This window comes from Geodermatophilus obscurus, from assembly GCF_900115395.1.
In the GTDB taxonomy this organism is placed as follows: domain Bacteria; phylum Actinomycetota; class Actinomycetes; order Mycobacteriales; family Geodermatophilaceae; genus Geodermatophilus; species Geodermatophilus obscurus_B.
On record NZ_FOWE01000010.1, the window covers coordinates 103340 to 127985 of the forward strand.

The 24646-nt window shown below is 72.2% G+C and carries 18 protein-coding genes; 7 read left to right on the forward strand and 11 right to left on the reverse strand.

Going from position 1 to position 24646, the window contains the following annotated elements:
- Positions 1-4 precede the first annotated feature (4 nt).
- Genes BM165_RS19325 through BM165_RS19335 form a run of 3 tightly spaced genes read left to right on the forward strand, consistent with a single transcriptional unit; the run spans position 5 to position 7826 of the window.
- Positions 5-1801, forward strand: a complete 1797-nt coding sequence (locus BM165_RS19325) for a hypothetical protein (RefSeq protein ID WP_075015177.1) — start codon at positions 5-7, stop codon at positions 1799-1801.
- Positions 1801-3903, forward strand: a complete 2103-nt coding sequence (locus tag BM165_RS19330) for an ATP-binding protein (RefSeq protein ID WP_143108240.1) — start codon at positions 1801-1803, stop codon at positions 3901-3903. The genes BM165_RS19325 and BM165_RS19330 overlap by 1 nt, the downstream gene beginning before the upstream one ends.
- Positions 3900-7826 (forward strand): eCIS core domain-containing protein, encoded by a 3927-nt coding sequence (locus BM165_RS19335; RefSeq protein ID WP_143108241.1) that lies wholly within the window; start codon positions 3900-3902, stop codon positions 7824-7826. Before BM165_RS19330 ends, BM165_RS19335 begins: the two co-directional genes overlap by 4 nt.
- A gap of 81 nt (positions 7827-7907) precedes the next feature.
- On the opposite strand, the gene BM165_RS19340 is transcribed toward BM165_RS19335, so the two are convergent.
- Entirely contained in the window at positions 7908-10793 is a 2886-nt protein-coding gene (locus BM165_RS19340; protein ID WP_177225258.1) for a glycosyltransferase, read from the reverse strand.
- A 968-nt stretch (positions 10794-11761) separates the two neighbouring features.
- On the opposite strand from BM165_RS19340, the gene BM165_RS19345 reads away from it, so the two are divergent.
- Positions 11762-12067, forward strand: coding sequence for a hypothetical protein (locus BM165_RS19345; protein WP_075015181.1), 306 nt, complete (start codon positions 11762-11764; stop codon positions 12065-12067).
- 817 nt (positions 12068-12884) lie between these two features.
- Here BM165_RS19345 and BM165_RS19350 read toward each other — a convergent pair.
- The 7 genes from BM165_RS19350 to BM165_RS19380 all read right to left on the reverse strand — a co-directional run bounded on the left by BM165_RS19350 (position 12885) and on the right by BM165_RS19380 (position 17466).
- The gene (locus BM165_RS19350; protein ID WP_075015182.1) at positions 12885-13196 is read right to left on the reverse strand and encodes a type II toxin-antitoxin system PemK/MazF family toxin; all 312 of its coding nucleotides are present in this window, start codon (positions 13194-13196) and stop codon (positions 12885-12887) included.
- A complete protein-coding gene (locus tag BM165_RS19355; RefSeq protein ID WP_075015183.1) occupies positions 13186-13419 on the reverse strand; it encodes a hypothetical protein in 234 nt (77 codons plus the stop codon). The genes BM165_RS19350 and BM165_RS19355 overlap by 11 nt, the downstream gene beginning before the upstream one ends.
- 105 nt (positions 13420-13524) lie before the next feature.
- A protein-coding gene (locus tag BM165_RS19360; protein ID WP_432276823.1) for an IS5 family transposase occupies positions 13525-14375 on the reverse strand; the annotation gives its coding sequence in 2 pieces (ribosomal slippage) (positions 13525-14003 and positions 14003-14375; 852 coding nt in all).
- Between the two features lie 42 nt (positions 14376-14417).
- Positions 14418-15248: an ABC transporter permease subunit gene (locus BM165_RS19365; protein ID WP_083427526.1), complete on the reverse strand. Its 831-nt coding sequence runs from the start codon at positions 15246-15248 to the stop codon at positions 14418-14420.
- A gap of 31 nt (positions 15249-15279) precedes the next feature.
- The gene (locus BM165_RS19370) at positions 15280-16176 is read right to left on the reverse strand and encodes an ABC transporter ATP-binding protein (protein ID WP_075015185.1); all 897 of its coding nucleotides are present in this window, start codon (positions 16174-16176) and stop codon (positions 15280-15282) included.
- A 46-nt stretch (positions 16177-16222) separates the two neighbouring features.
- Positions 16223-17200, reverse strand: coding sequence for an NAD(P)-dependent alcohol dehydrogenase (locus BM165_RS19375; protein ID WP_075015186.1), 978 nt, complete (start codon positions 17198-17200; stop codon positions 16223-16225).
- Positions 17197-17466: a hypothetical protein gene (locus tag BM165_RS19380; RefSeq protein ID WP_244274337.1), complete on the reverse strand. Its 270-nt coding sequence runs from the start codon at positions 17464-17466 to the stop codon at positions 17197-17199. Before BM165_RS19380 ends, BM165_RS19375 begins: the two co-directional genes overlap by 4 nt.
- Before the next feature lie 220 nt (positions 17467-17686).
- On the opposite strand from BM165_RS19380, the gene BM165_RS19385 reads away from it, so the two are divergent.
- Positions 17687-18982: an MFS transporter gene (locus BM165_RS19385; protein WP_075015188.1), complete on the forward strand. Its 1296-nt coding sequence runs from the start codon at positions 17687-17689 to the stop codon at positions 18980-18982.
- A 12-nt stretch (positions 18983-18994) separates the two neighbouring features.
- Here the strand turns inward: BM165_RS19385 and BM165_RS19390 are convergent, their stop codons facing one another.
- From BM165_RS19390 to BM165_RS19400, 3 genes are all read right to left on the reverse strand, one after another.
- Positions 18995-21724, reverse strand: coding sequence for a winged helix-turn-helix domain-containing protein (locus tag BM165_RS19390; RefSeq protein ID WP_432276824.1), 2730 nt, complete (start codon positions 21722-21724; stop codon positions 18995-18997).
- A gap of 76 nt (positions 21725-21800) precedes the next feature.
- Positions 21801-22052 (reverse strand): putative antibiotic biosynthesis monooxygenase, encoded by a 252-nt coding sequence (locus tag BM165_RS19395; RefSeq protein WP_075015190.1) that lies wholly within the window; start codon positions 22050-22052, stop codon positions 21801-21803.
- Positions 22053-22083: 31 nt separating this feature from the next.
- Positions 22084-23079: an NAD(P)/FAD-dependent oxidoreductase gene (locus BM165_RS19400; protein ID WP_075015191.1), complete on the reverse strand. Its 996-nt coding sequence runs from the start codon at positions 23077-23079 to the stop codon at positions 22084-22086.
- A 91-nt stretch (positions 23080-23170) separates the two neighbouring features.
- Between BM165_RS19400 and BM165_RS19405 the strand changes: the two genes are divergently transcribed.
- Together BM165_RS19405 and BM165_RS19410 are read left to right on the forward strand one after the other, a co-directional pair.
- The gene (locus tag BM165_RS19405) at positions 23171-23764 is read left to right on the forward strand and encodes a helix-turn-helix domain-containing protein (protein ID WP_075015192.1); all 594 of its coding nucleotides are present in this window, start codon (positions 23171-23173) and stop codon (positions 23762-23764) included.
- Between the two features lie 125 nt (positions 23765-23889).
- Positions 23890-24579, forward strand: a complete 690-nt coding sequence (locus BM165_RS19410) for a hypothetical protein (RefSeq protein ID WP_075015193.1) — start codon at positions 23890-23892, stop codon at positions 24577-24579.
- The last annotated feature ends 67 nt before the right edge of the window (positions 24580-24646 follow it).

Here is a 24646-nt window from a genome sequence, read left to right on the forward strand (position 1 = left end):
CGGGATGTCCGCCTCCCCCTCGGCCGTGCTGCGACTCCGGATGCGCCACGGCGGTCCGGGGAGGCCGCCCGATCCGTCCTCGGCGCCGACCCGGCTGGAGCGTGCGGAGCTCCACCCCGACGGGCTCCCCCCGTCGGCCGTGCTCGTGGTGCGGCGGCTGACGGCCGTCCTCCCGCCGTTCGAGACCGCCCCCCGTTCCTCCCGAGGGGACGGTCCCCGCTGGGACCACCGCCTCCGGCAGGAGCTCACCGACCTGGCCCGCCGCGCCGCGCGACCGGACCGTGGCAGGCTGCCCGACGACGCGGAGGCGGTGCTCTTCGGCGACCGTGCCGAACTGGTGGCCTGCCTGGTCACCGACCTGCTCCGCGGCGTCGCCGACCGCTGCTGGTGGTGGGAGGGACCGCTGCTGGGGACCGGGACCACCGACGTCGCCGCCGTGCTCGCTCGGGACGTCGCCCTCCTGCCCGGTGCGCTCGACCAACTCCAGACCTGGGACCTCGCCGACGCGGCGGTGCGACGGTTGCCCCTCGGTCAGGCCACGGCGTTGCTCGCCGGCATCCGGCGCACGTTCGCTCTCCCGTCCGCTGCCCCCGGCAGCCGGGCGGCGACCGCGCCGGGCAACGTGCTCTCCCATGGCCGGGCGACCGACCGCGAGGCGGGCACAGCGGAACCACCGTCCGCCCGGGGCGCCGCCGACCCCGCCGTCGACGGGCGCGGGAACGGAACGCCGGACGTGGCCGCGTGGGAGCGCTGGCTCGGCTCCTCTGCCGTGCCGTCGTCCCTCGACGGCGAGCGTGCACTCCTGCTCGCGACCGCACTGCTCCTCGTCCGGGCTCCCGGGGCCGCCCGCTCGGCGGTGGTGTCGGCGGCCCTCGAGCGCGACGCGTCGCGCCGGGACGTGGCGCTCGGTCCCGATCCCGCTCGCCGCACGCCCGATGCGGGGCCGGCTCCGGAGGGGTTCCCGGAGTCCGGCGCCGGCTCGGCCACGCCCGCCGGGCCGAACGACAGCTCCGTCGCACCGGGCGTCGGTGCCGTTCACGTCGACCGCCCCGACGCGGGCCCGGCGGGCGGGATCGGCGCCCCCGGTCCCCGGGGCGCCGGCGACGCCCCGGGGGCCGGCGCATCGGGCGACGCCGCCTCGACCCCGCCCAGCGGGAGCCGCACGCCGGCCGATGCCGCGGCTGGGTCCACGAGGTCCGGGTCCTCCGGGTTCCCCGGCCCGGTGCCGGTGCCGGTGACCGAGCAGGAGCCGTCGCCGGGCGACGGATCCGTCTCGGGCCTGCCCGAGGCGGTCCGCACCGGGTTGGCCGGCGTCTTCTACCTGATCGACCTCGTTCCCCGGCTGGACAGGTGGACCGCGGACGGCGTTCCTCCCGGGGCCGGGGAGGCGTGGCACGCGGGGCACCTCACCGGCTGGGCACTGCTGGAGGCCCTCGGCCGCGGACTCCTCGCCGCCCACCCCTCCACGGTCGCGGGGGAGGCCGATCACGACGGCCTCTGGCGGCTGCTCGCCCGGCTCGACGGGCGCCTGACGGGAGTGCCGACGGTCGCCCTCGACCCTGCGGTGGTCACCCGCGTCGGTCAGCGACTCGCCGACGAGCTCGGCACCGACGTGACCCGCGCGATCGACGCGCTGCGGGTGCCGGGGCGCGTCGACCACTCCCGCACCCACGTCGACGTCGTCATGGACCTCGAGTCCATCAGCGTGCCGGTGCGGATGGCCGGACTGGACCGGGACCCCGGCTGGGTGCCGGCGCTGAGCCACGTGATCGCGTTCCACTACGCCCGCGGGGGCCCGTGATGGCCGCCTCCCCCTTCGCCGCGGTCCCCCTCACGCCCGCGGGCCACTTCCGGGTCAACGCCCACGCCGCCACGTTCCACCTGCTCGCTCACCTGCAGGAGCTGGCCGCGGCCGGGGCGCTCGACCTCGACGAGACGTTCGCCCGGCATCCGTTCCTGACCGGCTACCTCGACGGGATGTGCCCCTACCTGCCGAAGGACCTGCACTGGGCCCAGGGGCCGGCCTGGTGGGCGGAGAACCTGCGGGCGTGGGAGCGTGCCGCCACCGTCCACCTCCCGCTCGCCGCCCTCGACGCCACCGGGCTCGGCCTGCGGGAACGACACGCTCTCGTGCTCGCGGGTCTCGTCGAGGAGGACTCCCGGTTCGGCTCGGTGTTCGCCGAGATCCAGCGCCCGATCGAACCCCGCCGTCCGACCCTGCAGACCCTCGCCGCGATCCTCGGGGACGACGTCGACCCGTGGTCGGTGCACGCGGCGCTCACCTCCCGCGGCCTGGTCGAGACCGTCATCGGCGGAGGCCCCAGGTCGGAGGACGTCGTCACGGTGCCGGCCGAGCTGTGGGCGGTGCTGCGCGGGACGCCGCAGGAGCAGCCGCTGCCCTGGGGCGAGGTCCTGGACCGGGACGAGCTGGACGGGGCCGAGGACCTGCTGGTCCCCGACGGGCTGCGTCACCAGGTCGACGCGCTCGTCAGCCGGCTGGGCGCGTCGGGTGGGCGCGGTGCTCCGCGCGCGGTCCTGGTCCGCGGCGCACACGGGAGCGGACGGCGGCGGGTGCTGGGCGCGCTCGCCCGCGGCCTGGGCCGCGGAGCCCTGTTCGTCGACGCCGACCACCTGGACGATGCCCGCTGGGCGCGGCTCGGCGCGCTCTGCACCGCGTTGGGCGCTCTTCCCGTCGTGCGGTACGCGCTGCTCCCCGGGCAGGCGGTCGCGGTGCCGGCGGTGCCCGGGCTGGTCGGCGTCCTCGGCCTCGCGGTGGGCTCCGAGGGCGGGCTGACCGGCCGCGTCGCCGAGGCTGCGATCCGCCTCGACGTCCCCCGGCCCGGACCGCGCGAGCGCCGGGCGCACTGGCTGGCCCACCTGCCGCGGGTGCGCGAGGACGACCTCGACGGCGTGGTCGACCGCCACCTGCTCCCGGGAGGACAGATCCGGCGCGCGGCACGGCGGGCACGCGAGATCGCCGACCTCGACGGCCGGGGCGACGTGGTCGCCGGCGACGTCGGGCGCGCCTGTGCCGAGCTGGGCCGGGAGCGGCTGGACGTGCTCGCCCAGCGACTGGACCCGCCGGGCGGGACGACGCGGCTCGTGTGCGACGAGGCGTCGGAGTTGCAGTTGCTGGCCCTCGAGCTGCGCTGCCGGCACCGGGAGCGGGTGCTCGGAACCGTCGGGCCGGGATTCGGCGGGACGACCGGCACGGGCGTCCGGGCGCTGCTGACCGGGCCGAGCGGGACCGGGAAGACGCTCGCCTGCCGGCTGCTGGCCGCGCAGCTGGGGATGGACCTGTACCGGGTCGACCTGGCCGCCGTGATCGACAAGTACGTCGGCGAGACGGAGAAGAACCTGCACCGCATCCTGTCCGCCGCCGAGGAGCTCGACGTCGTGCTCCTCGTCGACGAGGGCGACTCGCTGCTGGGCAACCGCACCGAAGTCCGCTCGGCCAACGACCGCTTCGCGAACCTGGAGACCAACTACCTGCTCCAGCGGCTGGAGACCTATCAGGGCATCGTCCTGGTCACCACGAACGCCGCCGAGGGCATCGACCCGGCCTTCCAGCGGCGCATGGACGTCGTCCTCACCCTCGTCGAACCGGGGCCGATGCAGCGCTGGGAGCTCTGGCAGCTGCACCTGCCCGCCGATCACCGGGTCTCCCCCGGCCATCTCGACGAGGTGGCCGCGCGGGCGGAGATGACCGGCGGCCAGATCCGCAACGCCGCGATGCAGGCGACGTTCCTCGCCCTGGACGACGGGCACGTCGTCGACGACCGGCTGCTCGACCTGGCCGTCGCGGTGGAGTACGGAAAGGCCGGGGCGGTCTCCCCGTTCCAGCGCACTCTCGGCGAGCAGCGCCGGCGCCGCTCGGAGGCGTTCCTGGAGGCCCTGCCGTGAGCCGCGCCGCCGTGCGGGAACGGGCGTCGGGACCCTCGGCGGCGCGGGACGGCGGGCACCGGCCGGCGCCACACCACAGGGGCAGCGCTCCGACACACGGGCTGACTCCGGTGCCACGCCTGGCGGTGCAGCGCCTGAGCGTGAGCGAACCGCACGACTCCCTGGAGGTGGAGGCCGGCGCGGCCGCCCGGCGCATCGTGGGCGGACAACGGGCCGGCCCGGTCTCGGCCGTGGGCGGGGGCCCCCAGCGCGTCGCCGTCGGCGAGGACGAGGAGGTCCAGCGGGTCGCCGTCGGCGAGGACGAGGAGATCCAGCGCGTCGCCGTCGGCGAGGAGCCCACCGAGGACGACGGAACCGTCCACGGATTGGTGAGCCGGCTCGCCGCCGGCCGTCCAGCGATGACGCCGGGTGTCTCGGCGGCGCTGCGAAGCCCGACCGGGGGGTCGCCCATCCCGGGAACGATCCGCTCGACGATCGAGCCGCGGCTCGGCGTCGACCTGGGCGGTGTGCAGGTGCACGACGGTCCCGAGGCGCAGGGCACGGCGTCCCGGCTGCAGGCGCGTGCGCTGACCCACGGCAACCACATCTTCCTGGGGCGCGGCGAGTCACCGCACGACCTGTCGCTGATGGCGCACGAGGCCACGCACGTCGTCCAGCAGGGTGCGATCGGGCCGGCCGCCGGCGGTTCGGGTGACGGGGCGGTGCAGCGGCTGCCCGCCGTCGTCAGCGACGGGCTGGCGGACTACGCCAACTACGTCCCGGGCTACCGCCTCCTGACGGTCCTGATCGGTTACGACCCGCTCGCCGACGCCCCGGTCGAGCGCAGTGCCGTCAACCTCGTCGGCGGCCTCATGGCGCTGACGCCGCTCGGGAACCTGGTCCTCGAGAAGCTCAGCGAGCTGGGCATCCTCGAGGACGCCTTCGCCCTCGTCGATCGGCAGCTCGCGACGTTCGACCTGTCGCTGGAGCGCCTCGAGCAGCTGGTCACCGAGGCCTGGGACGAGATGGACTTCCTCCGTCTCGACCCCTTCGAGTACAACCTCGGCGTCCTGACCGGGAAGCTCGCGACGCTCGTCGCCGACGTGACCGGTTTCGGGACCTCGGTGCTGGGGCCGTTGCTGGACCTGGTCAAGGACGCCGCCCTCGACGTCGTCGAGCCGCTGCTCGAGGCTGACCCCGCCTGGTCGCTCATGACGAGCGTCCTCCGCCAGGACCCGCTCCGCGGGGAGCCGGTGGAGGCCACCACCGTCGAGATCCTGGACGACTTCCTGCGACTCATCGGCCGGGAGACCGAGCTCCAGCAGATGCGCGAGAAGGGCACCCTGCAGGAGACCGCGGACTGGATCGACACCCAGCTCGCCACCTTCACCGGGCTGCTCACCCAGTTCGAGTCCCTCTTCGCGTCCGCGTGGGAGGCGATCCAGCCCGAGAACCTGCCCGACCTCATGCCCAGCCTCCAGGCGTTGGCCGGGCGGGTCGTCGACCTCCTCCGGCAGGCGTGGGACTTCGCGGTGACGGTCGCGGCGAAGGTCCTGGAGCTGGTGAAGACGGCGCTGCTGGGTCAGCTCAGCACATTCGCACAGCAGGTGCCGGGCTTCCCCCTCCTCGCGGTGGTCCTGGGCCGTGACCCCTTCACCGGCGCGGAGGTGCCCCGGTCGGCGACGAACATCATCCGCGGCTTCATCACCCTGCTGCCCGGTGGGAACGCCACCTTCGACCAGCTCGCCGAGACCGGCGTCATCGAGCAGGCGGCGGCGAGCATCGAGGGGGCGATGTCCGAGCTCGGCATCACGTGGGAGATGGCCACCGGGCTGTTCCTCGGGATCTGGAACTCGCTGAGCATCGACGACCTCGTCGACCCGATCAGTGCATTCGAGCGCATCCGCGACCAGTTCGGCGAACCCATCGCCCGGCTGTTCGCCTTCGTCCGCGTGGTCCTGCGCGAGGTGTTCACGCTGCTGCTCGCGCTGATGAACTTCCCGACCGACGTCGTGGTCCGCATCGTCACCAACGCCATGGCGGCGTTCGAGGACATCACCCGCGACCCGGTCGGCTTCCTGCTCAACATGCTGGCCGCGGTCCGGGAGGGATTCACCCGGTTCTTCGGCGGCATCGTCGACCACCTGCTCGGCGGGTTGACCGACTGGCTCTTCCGCGGAGTCCGGCAGGCCGGGATCGAGCCGCCGACCGAGCTGACGCTGGAGAGCGCGCTCGACCTGCTCCTGCAGGTCCTCGGCATCACCGAGGACCGACTGTGGGAGAAGCTCGCCGAGCGGATCGGGCAGGAGCGGGTCGACCAGATCCGCGGGGCGATCGAAGAACTCACCGGCATCTGGACGTTCGTCCGGGACGTCGAGGAGCGCGGCGTCGTGGCGATCTGGGAGTACGTCCAGGGTCAGCTGTCGAACCTGTGGGACGTGATCATCAGCGCGGCGCGCGACTGGATCATGCAGAAGATCGTCATCAAGGTGACCACCTGGCTGCTGAGCTTCCTCGACCCCACCTTCATCATGACGGTGATCAACGGGTTCATCGTCCTGTTCAACGCCATCAACTCGGCCATCGAGTACGCCCGGGAGATGCTCGACATCGTCGACCTCTACGTCGGCACCATGGCCTCGGTGGCGCGCGGGGACATCGAGCCGGGCGCGGCGATGATGGAGCAGGGGCTGGTCTCCGCGATCCCGGTCGCCATCGGCTTCCTGGCCTACCAGGTCGGGCTGGGGAACATCGGGGACAAGATCGCCGAGATCGTCGGCGGACTGCGCGACATGGTCGACAAGGCGCTGGACTGGCTGCTCGACCAGGCCGAGCGGATGCTGCAGTCGGTGCTCGGGCTGCTGGGAGCCGGCGGGGCCGACGAGGCCGCAGCGGCAAGTCAAGCGCCTCCGGCCGACCTCGACCCGACCGACCACGAGGCCGTGGCGACACAGGTGGTGCAGGACCTGGAGCAGGAGAGCGACGCAGCGGATTACGCCTCTCTGCGTGCCGCCAAGGAGGCACAGGCCCGCACGATCGAGGCAACTTACACCCCGATGTTGGAGCCTGGCATCGCGTTGACGATCATCTTCGCAGAACCCGTTACCGACTTGACCGATGAGGACGTCGACTTCGACGTGGTCATCGCGCCGAACACCAAGAGGAAGAAGGGCGCCGCCAAGTTCCGGCCCGAGGCTCGACTCGTGGGCGGCGAACTCGTCATCGACCGGATCGGCGAGGAGACGAAGACGTTCACCGTCGGGGACGAGGTCCAGATCTTTGGCAAGGGCCCGAAGAAACCGGTCTTCTGTATCACTGGATTCGCAAGCCAGACCGCGGGCAACACCACCTACCTCGAGGTGAAGGTGAAGGTCGTGGAATACCCGACCACGGCCTTCCCGATGGGTTCGCCCTTCTCCTTCGCTGCCGTGGCTTATGGTTGCACCGGCGGGTGGAGCGAGCCGGTGGAGTCGGTACGGCCGCTGCCTCGTGAGGTCTTCGACGTCGAGATCAACAGGCCGTTCGATCACGTTTGGGGCTACGGGAGGGACGAGACAGCGCGGAAGGTGGCCGTGCACATCCTGAACTATCGTGCGCACGGGCTGGAGAGTTACAACCCGACCGACAAGGAATGGGAGCACATTGCGGAGGAAGGCACCGGGGGGGCGCACAGTGCCGCCAACATGGCATTAGCGGACAACACCGTGAATGCAGATCTGAACAAGTACTACCAGCGCGTGGTGACACATCGGCGTCTCGCGCTCCTCGCGACACCCGTATATGAACCTCGCGCCCTGCGCGACGTCATCGAAGAGCAACGATGGTCACTGGAGATGCAGCGCGAGTACAAGCTGTGGGTGTATCAGAACGAGCTCCGCCCGAGCAGACGCCTGACCCGGCACACGAGCAAGTACGGCCCCGGTGAGTACCAGAAGTTGGAGTAGTGGCGGCGTGCTGCGGTCACCGACACCGGAGGACTGACTTCCCACTGCCGCTCCCGCACGCCGAGGGGGGTGCCTTGATGATCAGGGATGGGCTTCGATCCGCGTGCCGAGTCCGTCGTCGAGCGTCCTCCCCTCCCGCCGGCGCCGGAGACTCTCGACGCCGATGTGGTGGAAGATCCCGGGCGACAGCTGAGCGGTGGCGAAGCGCGCGGCGAGGAACCGCCGCTGAGCAGCGTCCTGGGATGACGCCGGGAAGATCTTCTCCAGATCCGCCCGTCTCACCAGGCTGGGGTTGAAGGTGAAGTGCGCGGCCGGCGCGAAGGCCCAGCCGTCGCGGTCCGTCCACCGGATCGGCCGGTCGGTCACCATGTGCCGGGGCAGCACGCGCTCCCCCCGGTGCCGCAGGCGGACCTGGCCGACGTCCGGGTTGCGGTCGAGCACGTCGCGAGCCCGCCCGAGCCAGCTCTCGTCGGCCGTCCCCGCCACCCAGTCGTCCTCGAGGTGCAGCACGTAGGGCCTCGACGCGGCGGCGGCCCTGGCCATCAGCTCGCGCGTCCCGTCCCCGATCGACAGCAGCGACCCTGCGTGGACACGCAGCTCGTCCACCCAGTCCCAGCCCTCGACCAGACCGACCGTCTCCTCGTCCGGACTGTTGACCTGGACGACGACGTGTGCGGTCTCGAGCAGGCCGGGCGCGGACGCCAGCAGAGCCGACACCGTCCGTTCCAGCAGCCGTGGCCGCTGACCGGTGAGCAGGCTGACCGTCACCTCCCGTCCGTCCACGATGGGCCGCCGAACCGCCGCAGCCGGGCTGGCGCGGAGCAGGCCGTTCGACGAGACGGGCAGCAGATCGACGTCCACACCGAGCTCCCGCGCCAGCGCGGCACACCGCAGCTCGTCCTCTCGGCCGTCGTCGATCCACAGCTCCCCGTCTCCGGTGAGGTGTGGCCGCAGGGCGAAGGGCGCGGCCGCCCGGCCACCGGCCGTCGGCGGGCCGTGGACGAACACGAAGTCGAAGTCGCCGTCGAGGGGATGGTCGTACCAGGCGTGCTCGCCGCCGTCGGCCCATCGGCGGCGGGTGAGGCCGGTGACGACGATCTCCACGCCCGATCCGAGGCCCAGCGCCCGCAGCAGGCCCCGGGTCCGCTCAGCGCGTCGCCGGTCGTGTTCCAGGACGACCACGGAGGCGGACGCCTCGACGGCATACCGCGCCAGGACCGCCGTCGACGCACCACTTCCGCACTCCAGGACGCGGCGGGGTCGGCGGGCCGACAGGTACGCCGCCAGCTCCAGCGCCGTCTCCCGGGCGACGGCGCACGGATCGGACCACAGCTCGGCGCGGTCGAGGAGCACCCCGAGGCCCACAACGGGAGACCGCGGCGCCGCCGGCACGGTGATCCGCTGGCGAGACGGAACCGTGATGAGCGGGGGTACCGGCGCGGTCAGCACCTGCCGCAGCCGTGCGGCGGCCGCGCTGACGGCTGTCGCCGTCGGAGGATCGACGTCGTCCCGGATCAGCCGTCCGATGCGCCTCCGGAGTTCGGTGCGGTCGATCGCTCCCGCCAGGTAGTCCTGGTGACAGCGGCGGGCACGCTGGTACAGGGCGCTGAGCCTCCGCTGAGCGGCGAGCCGCGCCGGCGAGCCGATGCCCGTCTCCGGGGAGCTCGTCAGCGAGCCGCTGTGCCGCCGGCGGTGGTGCAGCGGCTCGCCCACGTGGGCCACCGGAGCCGCCATCCGCAACAGGTTCACCAGCAGCGTGTCGTAGCCGAACCGATACCCGGGATGGATCCCCCCGATCGACCGCAGCACGTCGGTGTCGGCGAGCCCGCAGTGGTGCCCGATGTGCCGCATCCGTTCCGACAGCGGCTCGAGCACGCGATCGTTCGTCTCCACCGAGACGCGGCCTCCGGCGTGCAGCTGCTGGGCACCGATCGCGAACTCGGCATGACGCTCACGGAGGGCCGAGAGGTAACGCGCGACGCGCTCCGTCTCGCTCCAGTCGTCGGCGTCCTGCACCCCGAACCACGGGCTGTCGGTGGCGGCCAGCACGACCGCGTCGGCAAAGTACCGGCCGTGGTTGGTGTCGAGGTCGAAGCGGACGAGTCGCTCGTCGTCGACGTGCTCCAGCAGCGGCCACGGCGATCTCGGGTCCCCGTCGTTGATGACCACCAGGCGCAGGTCGCGGTGGGTCTGGGCGAGGGCGCTCTGCACCGCGCCGACGATGGTGTCTTCCGCGCGGTAGTAGGGCAGTGACAGCGTGACCGCCGGTGACCCGGTGCCGCGATCGGTCTGCTGTCGCTGGTCCGTCGACATCACCCGCTCCACCTCGGACACCGGCACCGCCTTCCACCTCGAGCCGGACGGACGCCTGGTGCTGGTGTTGCTCCGGTGGATCGTGGCGACGTAGAACGAGTCGTCCGGCAGCGCCAGCACCCGCTTGGGGCACGGCGACCACAGGAAGCGGGTGTCCTCCCCGGTGCGGACCGCGGGGAAGGGATTGCGCCGCCAGAAGTCGCGGCGGTAGGCCATGGTGCCTCCGGCCACCCAGTCCCGCGCACCGTTCTGCGGGTAGCGGTAGCGGTAGGCCCGGTCGCCGTCGACGTCGCGGAACAGCAGCGTGGCCAGGCCGCACACGTCGGCGCCGGAGTCGAGCAGCGCAGCCACTTGGTGGGACACTCGCCAGCTGGCGGACCAGTCGTCGTCGTCCCAGTGGACGACGATGTCCCCCTCGGCGAGCTCGCAGGCCAGATTGCGCTTGGCGCCGAGCGGCAGGCCCGGAGGGCGGCGGTGGTAGTGGACGGCCGGGTCGTCGGGCATCAGGTCCTCGACGGCGTCGACGCCGTCGTCCACCACGACGAGCGTGAGGCGCGGGTAGTCCTGCGCGACGAAGCACCGGATCGCCGTGGCGACGAAGTCCCGCCGGTCTGCCGTCGGCATGATGCACGACACCAGGGGGGGACCGTTCACCGCCGGCACCTCGCCGGCGCCGGTGAGACGGCGGCCGGACGAAGCGACGTGGGCAGCCCGACCGAGGACCATGGTTCAGTGGGTGTGCGACGTCCCGGCTCCGGCGACACGCCGACCCACCGGTTGCTCAGGGGACGGCGATCTGCGTTGGTGCCGGAAGCTGCCGGCCGGATCGGACCGGCCGCCTGCCCACTCATCCGCAGCGGTGGGAGCTCCCCCCACGATCCGGCCGACGACTCGTGTGAGCAATCGGCTGCGATGCGTTGCCCCTTGGCGGGACCCCCAGCCATGACTGCAACAGTCCTCTCTGGTGTGGCTGGGGTCCAGGACTCCAGCCCTGGCAAGGCCCTGCCCGACGAGGGACCGAGCACGATCCCCGAACACCCTCGTCGAGGGCCTGGAGGGACGGGCTCGTCGGCTCGATGCGCCCGTCAGCGCCTACACGGAGGACGCTGCGATGCGGTCGTTCTCCGCCCTGCTGTGGAACGGCGTCGGACCGGCAGCGCCCGGACACCTGCGCGCAGTGCGGCCGGCGGTCATGACCGGGACTGCAGCTCGACGAGCCGAAGACCGACGAGTCCTGCAGGACCGTGCCACTCCCCCGTTCGGCCATCGAGGCACCCCGCGCTCGGGCGTGCCGAAGGGATGCTGGCGACCTCGAGTCCGTTCGATGCCCGGTTTGCCTTGAGGCGGCTCTGGACGCACGGGAGGTGCTGGGAGTCGAGGCGGCGGGCTACCACACCGGGAAGACGCCGGTCCGCACGAGTGTGTCCGCGCCGTCCCGCAGCTCGGTGTCGTCTGCATCGACACGCGTTCTGGCGAGCGACCACGCAGTGTCCGCCACGGTCCGATCTGTCGGCACCGGCACCGCCCGAGACCGCCGAGTCGACGTCGTATGGCTGGTGTGCGTAGGAGGCCGTGGCCCTGGCCCTCCTCCGCCCAGCCGCCGTGTCGGGCACCATCCGGCCGTGGACCCCGAGCAGCTGCTGCGGACGGCGGCCGACCGGCTGGACGCGCTGGCCGCCCGGACGACCCCTGGCGACTGGCGGACCGGCGGACTGCTGGCGACCCGGCCCGAGGTGGTCACGCACCTCCCCGACGGGAGCACCGAGCACGTGGCCGAGGCACGGGCCGGGACCGGTGCGTGGATCGCGACCCTCTCCCCCGCGCTGGCCCCGCCTCTGGCGAGCTGGCTGCGCACCGCAGCGACGCACGAGCCGGTCGATCCGGCGGCCGAGGCGTTCGCCTGGGCACTGCTCGCGCGGCTGGCCTGACCGGGCGGGTCGTCGCCGCAGGCACGCCGTCACCTTCCCTTCCGCGGGTCACGGCAGCGACAGGCCCACCTTGCCGCGGTCCGGACGCCAGCAGCACGAAGGCGTCCTCGATGCGCTCGAACGGCAGGACGTCGATCAGCGGCACGCGCTCCGCTGGTGACCGTTGATGTACTGCGGCGGCGTTGCTGTACGCGTTGCCGCAGTCGGTCAAGAGGCGGGCCGGCCCTCACGGCCGACGCGCCTCTGACCTGCAGTTCTACTGTCGGGCTGACAGGATGTGAGCCTGCGACCCCTTGACCCCCAACCGTCGGCAGCGTGTCCGCTGACGTCCCGCGACGGCCGTCTCCGCAGGTCAGGCGGCATACGCAACGAGGGTGTACTCCCGCGAATCGGGGCGAACCGGGCGATGGTGGTCAAGATGGTGATCACGGACGCAGCGCCCGGAGTGCACCGGTGCCGCCAGCCTTGGACCTGACAAGTGCTGGCCGAGCACACGGGCCGAGGGAGGGATCCGCTCGCATGAGGGCACTGCCGCCTGGGTGCGTCAGGAGCTTCCCCGGACGCGAGCACTCACGCTCCGCGACGAGCGTGGCCTCCAGACCGCCCTGCCCGTCCGCCCGCGTCGCACCGGCGACGTTCCGCGGGTCGGACTGGTCTACGGTGCCGTCGCCCGGCGGGCGGGTCATGGCCGGTGGACCGTGGGGGCGCTCGCGTCCGTGGTGGTCGCCGCCCATCTGGCCACGAGCTTGAGAGCGTCCTCAGACGGCGTCCCGGGCTCGGCGGTGAGCCGCTGGCGGGACAGGTTGCGGGGTGTTGGTCACAGGCCGAGGACCAGGCGCAGCGCGGCGTCAACCTGGCGCAATTCGTCGAAGCTGAGGTGCCCGGCCGACTCACCTAAGCGCTGCGGGTCCACCGCACTCGTCTGTTCGGCCAGCACCCGGGTCGGGCGACCGTCGACGGAAACCTCAGGACGGAACGTGGCCGCTCGGGCCGAGGTGGACGTCGGCGCGACCAGCCAGGTCGAGAGGGGCAGCAGGTCGGACTGGACGACGACGGCATAGCGGGTGCCGGCCTGCTCATGGCCCCGGGCGCCGCGGGGAGAGCGCAGGCGGTAGACCTCACCACGCACGCAGCGTCTCCATGTCCCGGAGGACCTGAGCGCTCTCGGCACGGTCGGTGTCATCGGCTGCCAGCGCAGCGGCCTCGGCGCGCAGCCTGTCCTGCGCCACTGTCTTGGCGGCATCGATCAAGGCCGCTCGAACGGCTGTGGAGACAGAGGTGCCGTCTTGCGTCAGGACGGCCAACGCTCGGCGCGCGTCTTCGTCGGGGCGGAAGGTGATCGTCTCGGCCACTCCCGAACTGTCTCACGGGAAGTAAGACGCGGGGAGGGCGCTGTGCACTGGCCCCCGAAGGCAGCTCCGACACGAGCCTCAGCGGCGCTCAAAGGAGACGTTGCACTAGTTGTTCGGTATGCGGCGGGCGCAGATGAAGGTGATCGCCAGGCGGGCCAGCGCGGTGATCGTCGAAGCACTGCGGTCGGAGCGCAGGGCCAGCCGTTTGTAGGACAGCAGCCAGCCGAGGGTGCGTTCGACGACCCAGCGATGGCGGCCAGCCGGGCGCTGGAGTCCCGGCCGAGGCGGGCGGTCCGGGCGGGTGCCGCGCCGACGCAGGTAGCGGCGGACCCGCAGGTTGTCGTAGCCCTTGTCCCCGTGCAGCTCGACCGGCCGGCGGCGGGGATGTCCGCTGCCGCCTCGGCGGATGGCCGGCATCGAGTCCAGGATCGGCTCGACGAGCATGCTGTCGTGCCGGTTGGCGCCGGAGACGGCGACGTCGAGCGGCGGCCCGGTGGCATCGACGGGCAGGTGGTACTTGCTGCCGCGCTTACCGCGGTCGGTGGGATGGGGGCCGGTCAGCTCGCCCCCCTTTTCGCCCGGACGCTGACCGAGTCCAGGCTGGCCCGCGACCAGTCCAGCCGGCCTTGCTCGCCGAGCCGGTTCAGCACGGCGCGGTGGAGCTGGTCGAACAGGCCCGCCTCGGCCCACTCGTGCAGGCGGCGCCAGCACGTCCAGCCCGACCCGTAGCCGAGCTCGGTCGGCAGCTTGGCCCAGCCGATGCCGGTGGACAGCACGGACGCGATGCCCTCCAGCACGTCCCGATCAGAGGTGCGGGGCCGCCCGGTGCGGCCGTGCACCGCCGGAGGACGGGGTGGGATCAGCGGCTCGACCAGCGCCCACAGCTCGTCACTGATCAGCCGCGGCGGCGGGGAAGACACCGACGACGACGTGCCCCGCAGCCTGCGCCGAGACATAACCGCCCGACGGAGCCCGACGACCTACTTCCGCAACGTCTTCTAGTTCGTGTCCCGCCGGTACAGCAGGACTGTCCCGACCGCGAGTGCGACGAGCGTGTAGCCGCCGAAGACGAGTGCGTTCTCGGGCCGGGTCAGCGCCACGGCAAGCGTCTCGGCGGATGCGAATCCCGAGTCGTCGTTCAGCAGGTGATTGCCCGCGACGAAGGGAAGGAAGCGGGCGATCTCGTCGGCGAGGAACAGCCGGAACAGGTTCTCGACGACGAATCCCCAGACCAGGAGGCCGCCGATCGCGGCCGTGCTGTTGCGGACCACCATGGAGATGCCCAGTCCGAGCACGGCCGAGAGCGTGGTGTACAGCAACGCCCAGCCGATCGTCGTGGCCACCGACGAGGTGTCGCCGGCGTCGAGCCCGGCGATCACGGCACCGCCGAAGCCGGCCGCCAGGCCGACCGCCCCGAGGACCAGGCCCACAGTGGCAGCGACCAGCGTCTTCGCCAGCACGATGATCCAGCGCGCGGGACGAGCGGCGAGGGTGCTCGCCAGCGTGCCGTGCTGGACCTCGGACCCGAACAGCAGGACGCCGGCGATCGCCGCGAGCATCGCCGTCACGCCGGTCCAGAGGAAGCCGACGTCGGCGACGTACTGGACCCGGTCGGTGACGAACGTCGAGACCGCCCACGAGACCGCGAGTCCGCCGCCGAGGGCCAGCACCAGGACCGTTCCGGTGGACCGGACGGTCACCGCCTTGATCCATTCGCTCTTCAGGGCGGCGGCGACCGCCCGGGCGTCGCCGCGTGGAGTGCGCGTATCGAGGTGCCGCAGGTCGGGGGTCGTCGCACTCGGGTTCGTCGGGGCATGGGAAGTGGTCATGATCGGGTCCTCGCGATGGATGGGTGGGGGATCAGGCGGAGGCGAATTCGGCGGTCGGCCGCGTCATGTCGAGCAGGCTGTCCTCGAGGGTGCGGGAGACGTCGGTCAGCTCGAGGAGGCGGATCCGGTGGTCGAACGCGATCTGCGACACGGCCGCTCGGGTGGTTCCCCGGAGGATCAGCCGGTCGGCCCGCACCTCGCTGGCGACGCCGTGTGCGGCGAGGTGCTCGAGGAGTTCGGTGGGCTGAGGCGTCTCGACCCGCACGTCGACGTCGTTGCGTGCGGTGATCGCCTGCACCGACTCGGCGGCCAGCAGCCGTCCTCCCCCGACGACGACGAGGTCGTGGGCGAACATGCTGAGCTCGCTGATGAGGTGGCTGGAGACGAACACCGTTCCCCCACGTGCGGCGAAGCCGGCCAGGTAGTCGCGCAGCCAGCGGATGCCGTCCGGGTCGAGACCGTTGGAGGGCTCGTCGAGCAGCAGCACCTGGGGGTCACCGAGCAGCGCCGACGCCAGTGCCAGGCGCTGGCGCATCCCGAGGGAGAAGGTTCCGGCCCGCTTGTCGGCGGCCGGCTGCAGCCCGACCTCGGCCAGGACGTGCTCGACCCGCCGGCTCGGGATCCCGCTGAGGGCTGCGGTGGCGCGCAGGTGGTTCCGGGCCGTGCGGCCGGGGTGCATGCTCCTGGCCTCCAGGACCGCGCCGACGGTTCGCGCCGGGTGCCGGAGGTCCCGGTAGTGGACGCCGGCGTAGCGGACGTCCCCCCGGTCGGGCCGGGTGAGCCCGATCATCATCCGCATGGTGGTCGACTTGCCGGCCCCGTTCGGTCCGACGAATCCGGTCACCCGGCCGTCGGTCACGGAGAAGGTCAGATCGTCGACGGCGAGGCGGTCGCCGTACTTCTTGGTGAGCTGGGTGAGGGTGATCATCGGTCGGCGCTCCTGGCGGTGGGGTTCGGATAGGGGGACGAGCGGCTCAGAGCACCGAGACGACGACCTTGCCGCGGGCGTGGCCCTGCTCCACGTGGTGCAGGCCGGCCGCGGTGTCGGCCAGCGGGAAGGTCCGGTCGATGGCCGGGGTGAGCTCGTCGGCGTCGACGAGCCCGGTGACGTCGAGCAGGTGATCCCGCGTCCAGTCGCTCGGCAGCGGCCGGAACCGCTGGCTCACCAGACCGTCGAGGACGACCACACGCAGGATCGATCCGATCGGGCCGAACACGTTGCCCGGTGCGCCGCCGGCGTTGAAGACGAGCGTGCCCGTCGGGGTCAGTGCCCGGCGCAGCCGGCGCAGCGGCTGGTTGCCGACGTTGTCGAGCACGACGTCGTAGTGCTGACGCCCGTCGGTGAAGTCGGCGCCGGTGTAGTCGACGACGTGTGCGGCGCCGAGAGAACGGACGAGCTCGACGTTGCGCGTGCTGCAGACGCCGGTGACCTCGGCACCCAGCGCCACCGCGATCTGGACGGCGAGGTGGCCGACCCCGCCCGCCGCGCCGTTGACCAGCACCCGGTGACCCGGACGCACCTCCCCCACGTCGCGGATGGCACGCAGGGCCGTCTCCCCCGCCATCGGAACGGCCGCCGCCTCCTCGAACGAGAGGCTTTCGGGCTTGAGCACCACGCGGTCGGCGGTGGCCCGGGCGAACTCGGCGAACGAACCGTCGAACCAGCCGAGCACCTCGTCCCCCGGCCGCAGGTCGCGGACGTTCGCGCCGACCCGCTCCACGCGCCCAGCCCCGTCGGCCCCGGCGATGCGGTGCTTCGGCCGGGTCAGTCCCACCCCGCCCATGAGCCGCGCGACGTAGGGGTCGCCGCGCAGCATGTGCCAGTCGTAGGGGTTGATCGCGGCGGCGTGGACGCGGACCAGCACGTCGTCGGCCCCGATCTCGGGCGGGTCGACGTCCATGAACTGCAGGACGTCCGGCGAGCCGAACCGGTCCTGGACGATCGCCTTCATCGCTCCTCCTCCGAAGTGGTGGGGGGCACCGGCGCCGGTACCGCGGTGACCGAGACGAGGGGCAGTCCGACGTCGCGGAGCTTCCGCAGCAGGCCGTGCAGTGCGGCCTGGTCGACGACCGGGCCGTGGATGGTGGTCGTGCCGTCGGTCTCCGGGGTGAGGGCCATCCCGTCGAACCAGGCGGCCCACCGCGACTCGAGACGTCCCTGGACGCGGATCTCGTACCGCCCGGGGTCGTGCTGGTGGCCGGTCGACATACCGCTCATCGGAACCTCGCGCTGACTCTCGTGGGCTGATCTCTGGGTGCACACGAAAGCTAGGAGCGGATGTGGTGAGCCCGGATCACCACGATGTGGGGATCGCGGTGGTGATCCGGCCGGGCCGCGGCGCCGGGGCGACCGCGCGGCAAGGGGTATCGGACCGCACGCCTGGGCCGCGACACTCGCGCCCCGGGCTCCCGAGCGGAGCTCGGGAGGGGAGCACCCCATGACCCACGTGTCCGGGCGCACGCCGACCGTGCACCCACCCCCGGCTCGCTCCGGCGAGGTGCGGGTCGCGGCCGAGCCGCAGCCGGTCGGGTGGGCCTTTATCGCGCTCTACGCGGCGGCGTACGTGGGCACCTGCCTGGTGCTCATCGCACCGCTGCTGGTGACGCTCGCACTGAAGGTCGACACGATCGTCGGCGACGATCAGGCGCCCAGCAGTCTCGCCCTGGTCACCGGGATCGGCGCCCTGGCGGCGATGCTCGGCAACCCGTTCTTCGGCAAGCTGAGCGATCGCACGTCGGGGCCGTGGGGCATGCGGCGACCCTGGATGGTCTTCGGCCTGCTCGGCGGCTCCCTCGGCGTCCTCGTCGTCGCTGCGGCACCCACCGTCCCGATCGTCGCGGTGGGGTGGTGCGTCGCGCAGTTGTTCTTCAACGCGCTGCTCGCGGCGTTGGTGGCGGTGCTCCCGGACCAGGTCCCCGTGGCCCAGCGCGGAGTGGTGTCCGGTGTCCTCGGCATCTGCCTGCCGGTGGCCTCGGTGAGCGGCACCTTCGTGGTCCAGCTGTTCGCCGGCAACCAGGTGGCGATGTTCCTGGTGCCGTGCGCGATCGGGGGGTTCTTCGTCCTGCTCTTCGCGGGAACGCTGCACGATCGCCGGCTCCCCCGGGGCGCCAAGCCTCCCTGGTCTCTGCGCGAACTCGCGGGCATCTTCTACGTCAGCCCGCGGAGGAACCCGGACTTCGCGTGGGCGTTCTCCAGCCGCTTCCTGTTCGTCCTGGCCTACGCCTTCCTGACCACGTACCAGGCCTACTTCCTGCTGGACCAGATCGGCACCGCCGAGGCAGAGGTGCCCCGGCAGATCTTCCTGGGCACCCTCGTCCAGGCGGCCGTCCTCGTCATCGCGTCCCTCGTCGGCGGCCGGCTCTCGGACCGGATCGGCCGGCGGAAGGTCTTCGTGTTCACCGCGTCGGTCGTCTACGGCCTGGCGTTGTTCGCGGTCGCCGTCGCGAGCGACTTCGACGGGTTCCTCGTCGGCATGGCGATCAGCGGGCTCGGGTTCGGCGTGTACATGGCCGTCGACCTCGCGCTCGTCGCCGACGTGCTGCCGGGTGGGGACAACGCCAAGGACCTCGGTGTGCTCAACATCGCCGGCGCGCTCCCGTTCACCGTCGCGCCGGCGCTCGCCCCGGTGATCCTGGCGGTCGGGGGCGGGAGCTACGGCGTGCTGTACGCGGTCGCGGGACTGTGTGCCGTCGTCGGCGCGTTCGCCATCCTGCCGGTGCGACGGGCGCGCTGAGGTGCGGAGCGTCTACCGGTCGCTCCGGGCCGACATCAGGTCTAGCTCCTCGCCGCGGCGGACTGCTGAACGGCGGTTGTTGACGCCGAGCTTGGCGTAGATGTTCTTGGTGTGCGTCCGCACGGTGTTCAGCGAGACGAAGAGCTGGCGGGCGATGTCCGGGCCGTCCAGGTGCGTGCCGAGGAGTCGGAGGACGTCCAGCTCGCGCGGGCTGAGCGGGTCGACCAGCCCCTGGTCGACCCGAGCCGCGTCTGCCGCCGTGCCGAGTGCATCGAGAAGGCTTCGCGCGTAGGCCGCACCGCTCCCCTGGGTCATCTCTCGGAGCAGAGCAGCCATGGGTGCGCCCTCGTCCACGAAGATCCGCACGTAGCCCTCGGGCTCGGCCAGCGTCATCGCGCTGAGCAGCGACGCGCGCGCAGCCGGGAGGTCGCCGCCCGCCCGGTGTGCGAGGGCCTGGAGCACCAGGATCTCGATGACCGTTCCGGTTCGCCCGCCGTCCTCCGCCGCCCGGAGCAGGCGTTCGAGCAATCTCCTGGCCCCGAGGAGCGACGGCTCGGAGCGTTCTGCCGAGTGTTCGGCCAGCAGCACGCGGGCAAGGGTGACGTGCTGGAACTCGCGGAGATAACTGAGCTCGTCGTCGACGGTCAGCCCCTGCTCGCGTACCCACGCCCGCGCGACGGCGAGCCTGCCCTGGGTCAATGACAACCGTGCCCTGATCGCCGGGATGGGCTGCACGTCCGGGGAGAAGTCCGTGTTGTAGACACGCTCTGCCTCGGCGAGCAGATCCAGGGCGCCGGCGGGATCCCGGTCGAGCTGGTGCAGCCGAGCCATGGTGACCCGCCAGCGGTACCGGTTCTTCGGCAGGCCGGCGGAATCGCCGAGCTCGGAGCTGATCGACAGGTGCCGGCGAGCGGCGTCGAGGTCGTTGCGCTCGCGGAACAGCTCGGCCATGCCGACGTGCATGTCCGCCGCTCCCCGCAGCACGACCGCGGGGTCTCCGGTGGCTATCTGCAGTCCTCGCCCGTAGTAGCTCATCGCTTCACGGAGTCGGCCCTGCGCGACGCAGAGGTCGGCCAACGTGATCGCACCGCCGACCTCGTCCGAGCGGCGCCCGGCCCGTCCCAGCGTCGCCATGCCGTCCGAGTACCAGTGTTGGGCCGCCTCGAGATTCCCGGTCCGCCAGTGTGCGAGCCCGATGAGGGACTCCGCCGCCCCGCGGCCGAGGTGATCGTCGGGACCGGCGAGGTCGAGCGCCCGCTGCGCGTGGGTCAGGGTGCCGGCCACGTCCCCGGCGACGAGGGCCAGTCCGGCGCGGTACATGGTGATCTCGGTGGGGAGCCGACGGAACGCATCGTGGTCCACCACGACCATGTCCCCCGGCGGCTCCCTGCTCGACGTCGTCGGGTCCACCCATCGCTCGGCGTCGCGGAGCCGCGGCTCGACACCGCGGACGTCGCCCGTCGACATGAGGGCCCCGACGTACCCGACGGCCAGCACCGGCCGGACGCCGAACAGCTCGTCGGGCAGGGCCTCGAACCAGCGCCGCAGCGTGGCCTCCTGCCGCACCTGGCTCATCGCCGGCATCGCCCGTTCGACCAGCTCCGCCGCCCGCTCGAAGTCCTCGGCGGCCAGGGCGTGGTCGATCGCGGCGGACCGGTCGCCCTCGCGCTCGTACCAGTTGCTCGCCCGGACGTTGAGCGCCCGGACGCGGTCGGGGTCCTCGTCAAGCAGGCGCGCCCGCAGCACCTCGCCGAAGAGATGGTGGTAGCGGTACCACCGACGGCGGTCGTCGAGCGGGACCAGGAAGAGGTTTCCGCGCTCGAGAGCCTCGAGCATCGCCTTGCCGCCGTCCTGACCGGTGACGGCATCGCAGAGGGGACCCGTGAGCCGGCTCAGGACGGACGTCTGCAGCAGGAAGCTGCGCACCCGTTCCGGCTGGCGTTGGAGGACCTCCTCGACCAGGTAGTCGACGACGAATCGGTCGTCCCCGGCGAAGCCCGCGATGAAGCTCGCCACGTCGTTGCGACCCTGCATCGAGAGCGCCGCCAGTTGCAGCGCGGCGATCCACCCTTCGGTACGTCCTTCGAGCGCGGCGACCTCACCGGCCGTCAGGGTCAGCCCCATCACGTCGCCCAGGTAGGTCTCAGCCTCGTCCGGCGCGAAGCGCAGGTCGGCGGCACGGACCTCGACCAGCTCACCCCGTGCCCGGAGCCGCGCCAGCGGCAGCGGCGGGTCGACCCGGGTGGCGATGACCAGGTGGATCTGCGGCGGGAGGTGGTCCAGGAGGAAGCCGACGCCGTCGTGGACGTCCCCCGCCTCGATGACGTGGTAGTCGTCGAGGACCAGCACGAGCTCGTCCGGGACGGACTGCAGCTCGTTGAGCAGGGTGGCCAGCACCGCGTCCGTCGCCGACTGCGGCGACTGCAGGAGTGCGAGCGCCTGCGCACCCACATCCGGAACGGCCGTCCTCACAGCGCTCACCAGGTACGTCCAGAACGTCGTCGGATCGTCGTCCCGCTGATCGAGGGACAGCCAGGCCACGAGCGTGCCGTCTGTCCGGGCCGCCGCAAGCCACTCCGTCAGCAGGGTGGTCTTCCCGAACCCGGCCGGCGCGGACACCAGCACGAGCGGCGGCATCTCTCCACGGCTCACGCGGTCCACGAGCCTCGGGCGCGCGACCAGGCCACGACGCCGCCTCGGCACGTGCAGCTTGGTCTCGAGCAGAGGGCCTGCCACGACCACCTCCCGGAGGGGTCAAGGAACCCTGTGCGGAGCGCATGGTGCCAGCGCGGACCGCCGGCGTCGACACCCCTCGTCGTCAGGCCGCCCCGCGAAGGAGGATGCGAGCGCGGAGCCGGTGCAGCCGCGGCATCAGGCCGTACATGACGATCGGTACTGCCACGGTGGCCAGCAGGAACGTGCGCAGGACGACCGGGACGTCCTCCAGCACGCTGCTCATCGCCAGATTGAGCACGGTCAACGTGGGCAGGACGGCGAGCCAGATCATCAGCGCCAGCTGGTGCCTCGACGGTGGCGGAACCGGGGTGGGGTCGGGTCGATCAGTGGACATGTCGTGCTCCTTCTCTCTCGTTCGCGGTAGGTCAGAACCCGTGTCGGCGGTCGCCGAGGACGGCAGCGGTCAGGCCAGCTTCGAGCGCGGCCGAGAAGCAGCCGCCGGTCGAGTGGTGGTCGTCCACCGCGCGCTCGACGTCCTCCTGCACCAGATCGGCGTTGATGGCGATCGCCGCCGCGATGGCGGCACCGGCCGACGCGATCACCTGGGCGCGCGGGTCGACGACGTTCCCGGCGGCCCACACGCCGTAGGCGCTGGTCCGACCGGTGGCGTCGACCGCGACGAAGCCGGCGTCGTCGACCTCGCACCCCAGTCCCGTCAGCAGGCCGTCGGGGTGCGGCACGTTGCTGGGCCGGATGACGACCGCCGCTCGCGGGATCAACCGACCGTCGGCCAGCTGGACGCCGGTCAACCGGTCCGCCTCGACGACGAGCCGGGCAACCTCACCCCGGACGATCTGGATGCCGCGCGCCTCCAGATGGAGGCGTTCGGCCGAGGTCAGGTCGTAGGTGTGGGCGAAGAAGACGACGTCGTCGGACCACTGGCGCACGAGTTGCGCGTGCTGGACCGACCCAGCCTGGGTGCCCAGCACGCCCAGGGGCTCGTCCCGGACCTCCCACCCGTGGCAGTACGGGCAGTGCAGCAGGTCCCGGCCCCAGCGCTCGCGGACGCCCGGGATGCCCGGTAGCTCGTCGCGGACGCCGGTGGTGACCAGGATCCGTCGGGCGTTGAGCACTCCGCCGCCGGCGAGCCGGACGTGAAGGCCCGGTTCGATGCCGACCACCCGGTCCTCGATCAGTTCGACGCCGTAGCCGGCCACCTCCATCCGGCCGGCGGCCGGCAGGTCGCCGGGGGGCATCCCGTCGCGGGACAAGAAGCCCTGCATGTGCACCGCCGGTGCGTTGCGCGGTGCGCCGGCGTCGACGACGGCGACCCGTCGTCGGGCCCGGCCCAGCACCAGAGCCGCACTCAGGCCGGCCGCTCCGCCGCCGACCACCACCACGTCGTAGACCATCGCCTCCATGGCGATCACCTCCGCCGCGAAGACTCCGCGCGACGGTCAGGCGGCGACAAGATCCGTTGCTGTTCCTGGGAACACCTGGTGAGGTGACGGCGTGGAGCAGCCGGCAGCGATCCAGGCCGCTCTGGCCGGCGTCGGTCCCAGGCTCCGGCGCGCGCGGGCGCTGCGGCAGATCACGCTGACCGAGCTGGCCGCCGCGACCGGCATCTCCAAGAGCACCCTGAGCCGGCTGGAATCCGGCCAGCGCAAGCCCAGTCTCGAACTGCTCCTGCCGATCGCCCACGCTCACCAGATCCCGCTCGACGAGCTGGTCGGCGCGCCCGAGATCGGCGACCCCCGCGTGCGCTTCACCCCGCGCAACCGCAACGGCCGCACCGTCGTGCCGCTGACCCGGCAGCCCGGCGGCATCCAGGCGTGGAAGACGATCATCCCGCCGGAGCCCGGCGAACCCGAGCTCCGCACCCACGAGGGCTACGAGTGGCTCTACGTGCTGGCCGGCCGGGTGCGACTCCTCCTCGCCGACCACGACATCACCCTGGGCCCCGGCGAGGCCGCCGAGTTCGACACCCGCGTGCCGCACTGGTTCGGGCCGGCCGGCGACCAGCCGGTGGAGGTCCTCAGCCTTCTCGGTAGGCAGGGTGAACGCATCCACGTCCGAGCCGCTCCACGGCGGAGGACGGACGGATAGCGGAACCCGGCACGGAATCACCACACCGGTCACCAGGTGATGTGATCCCCCGTTCCTCCCCCTTCTCCAGGCTTCGAGTCGTGAACCGGCAGCTGCCGGTACCCATTTGGACCGAGGAGTCGGACGTGACCATCACGACGTCGATGCTCGCGCGGGCAGCCGGGATGTCCGCCGTGCTGTCCGGGCTGCTGTACATCGTCATCCAGCCCATCCATCCGGAGGAGAACGCCGCCACGGTCACCAGCACCGCCTGGGTGGTCGTCGCGGCGATGACCATCGCCATGGCCGTCCTCGGCCTGGTCGGTGCCTCGGGGATCTACTTCCGCCAGGTGCGCGAGTCCGGTCTGCTGGGCCTGGTCGGCTACCTCATGTTCGGGTCGTTCTACCTGGCCGTGACCGCGTGGACCTTCGTCGAGGTGTTCGTCCTCCCACGGATCGCCGACGAGGCACCGCAGTTCGTGGACGACTTCCTGGGCATTCCCGCCGGCGTCTCCGCCCAGGGCGATGTCGGTGGCCTGCCGCTGCTCTTCACGGTCGTCAGCGGGCTGTACCTGGTCGGCGGCCTGGCGTTCGGCATCGCCGTGTACCGCGCCGGCATCCTGCACCGTGGGGCAGCCGCGCTGCTGGCCGCCGGGACCGCCGCGTCCCTCGCCGCCGCGGTGCTGCCCCACGCCGTGGGCAGGTACGCGGCCGTGCCCGTCGGCATGGCGATGGTGTGGCTGGGCTGGTCTCTCTGGTCCGAGCAGCGCACGTCGGCGACGCCGTCCGTGGCCCAGCGCTCCGGCTCGGACCGCGACCCGGTGCCGGCACGATGACCGCCAACCGCAGGTCGGTCGTCGACGAGCCGCGTCGCGACGTGCCGGTGCTGCCTGCACCCCGGGA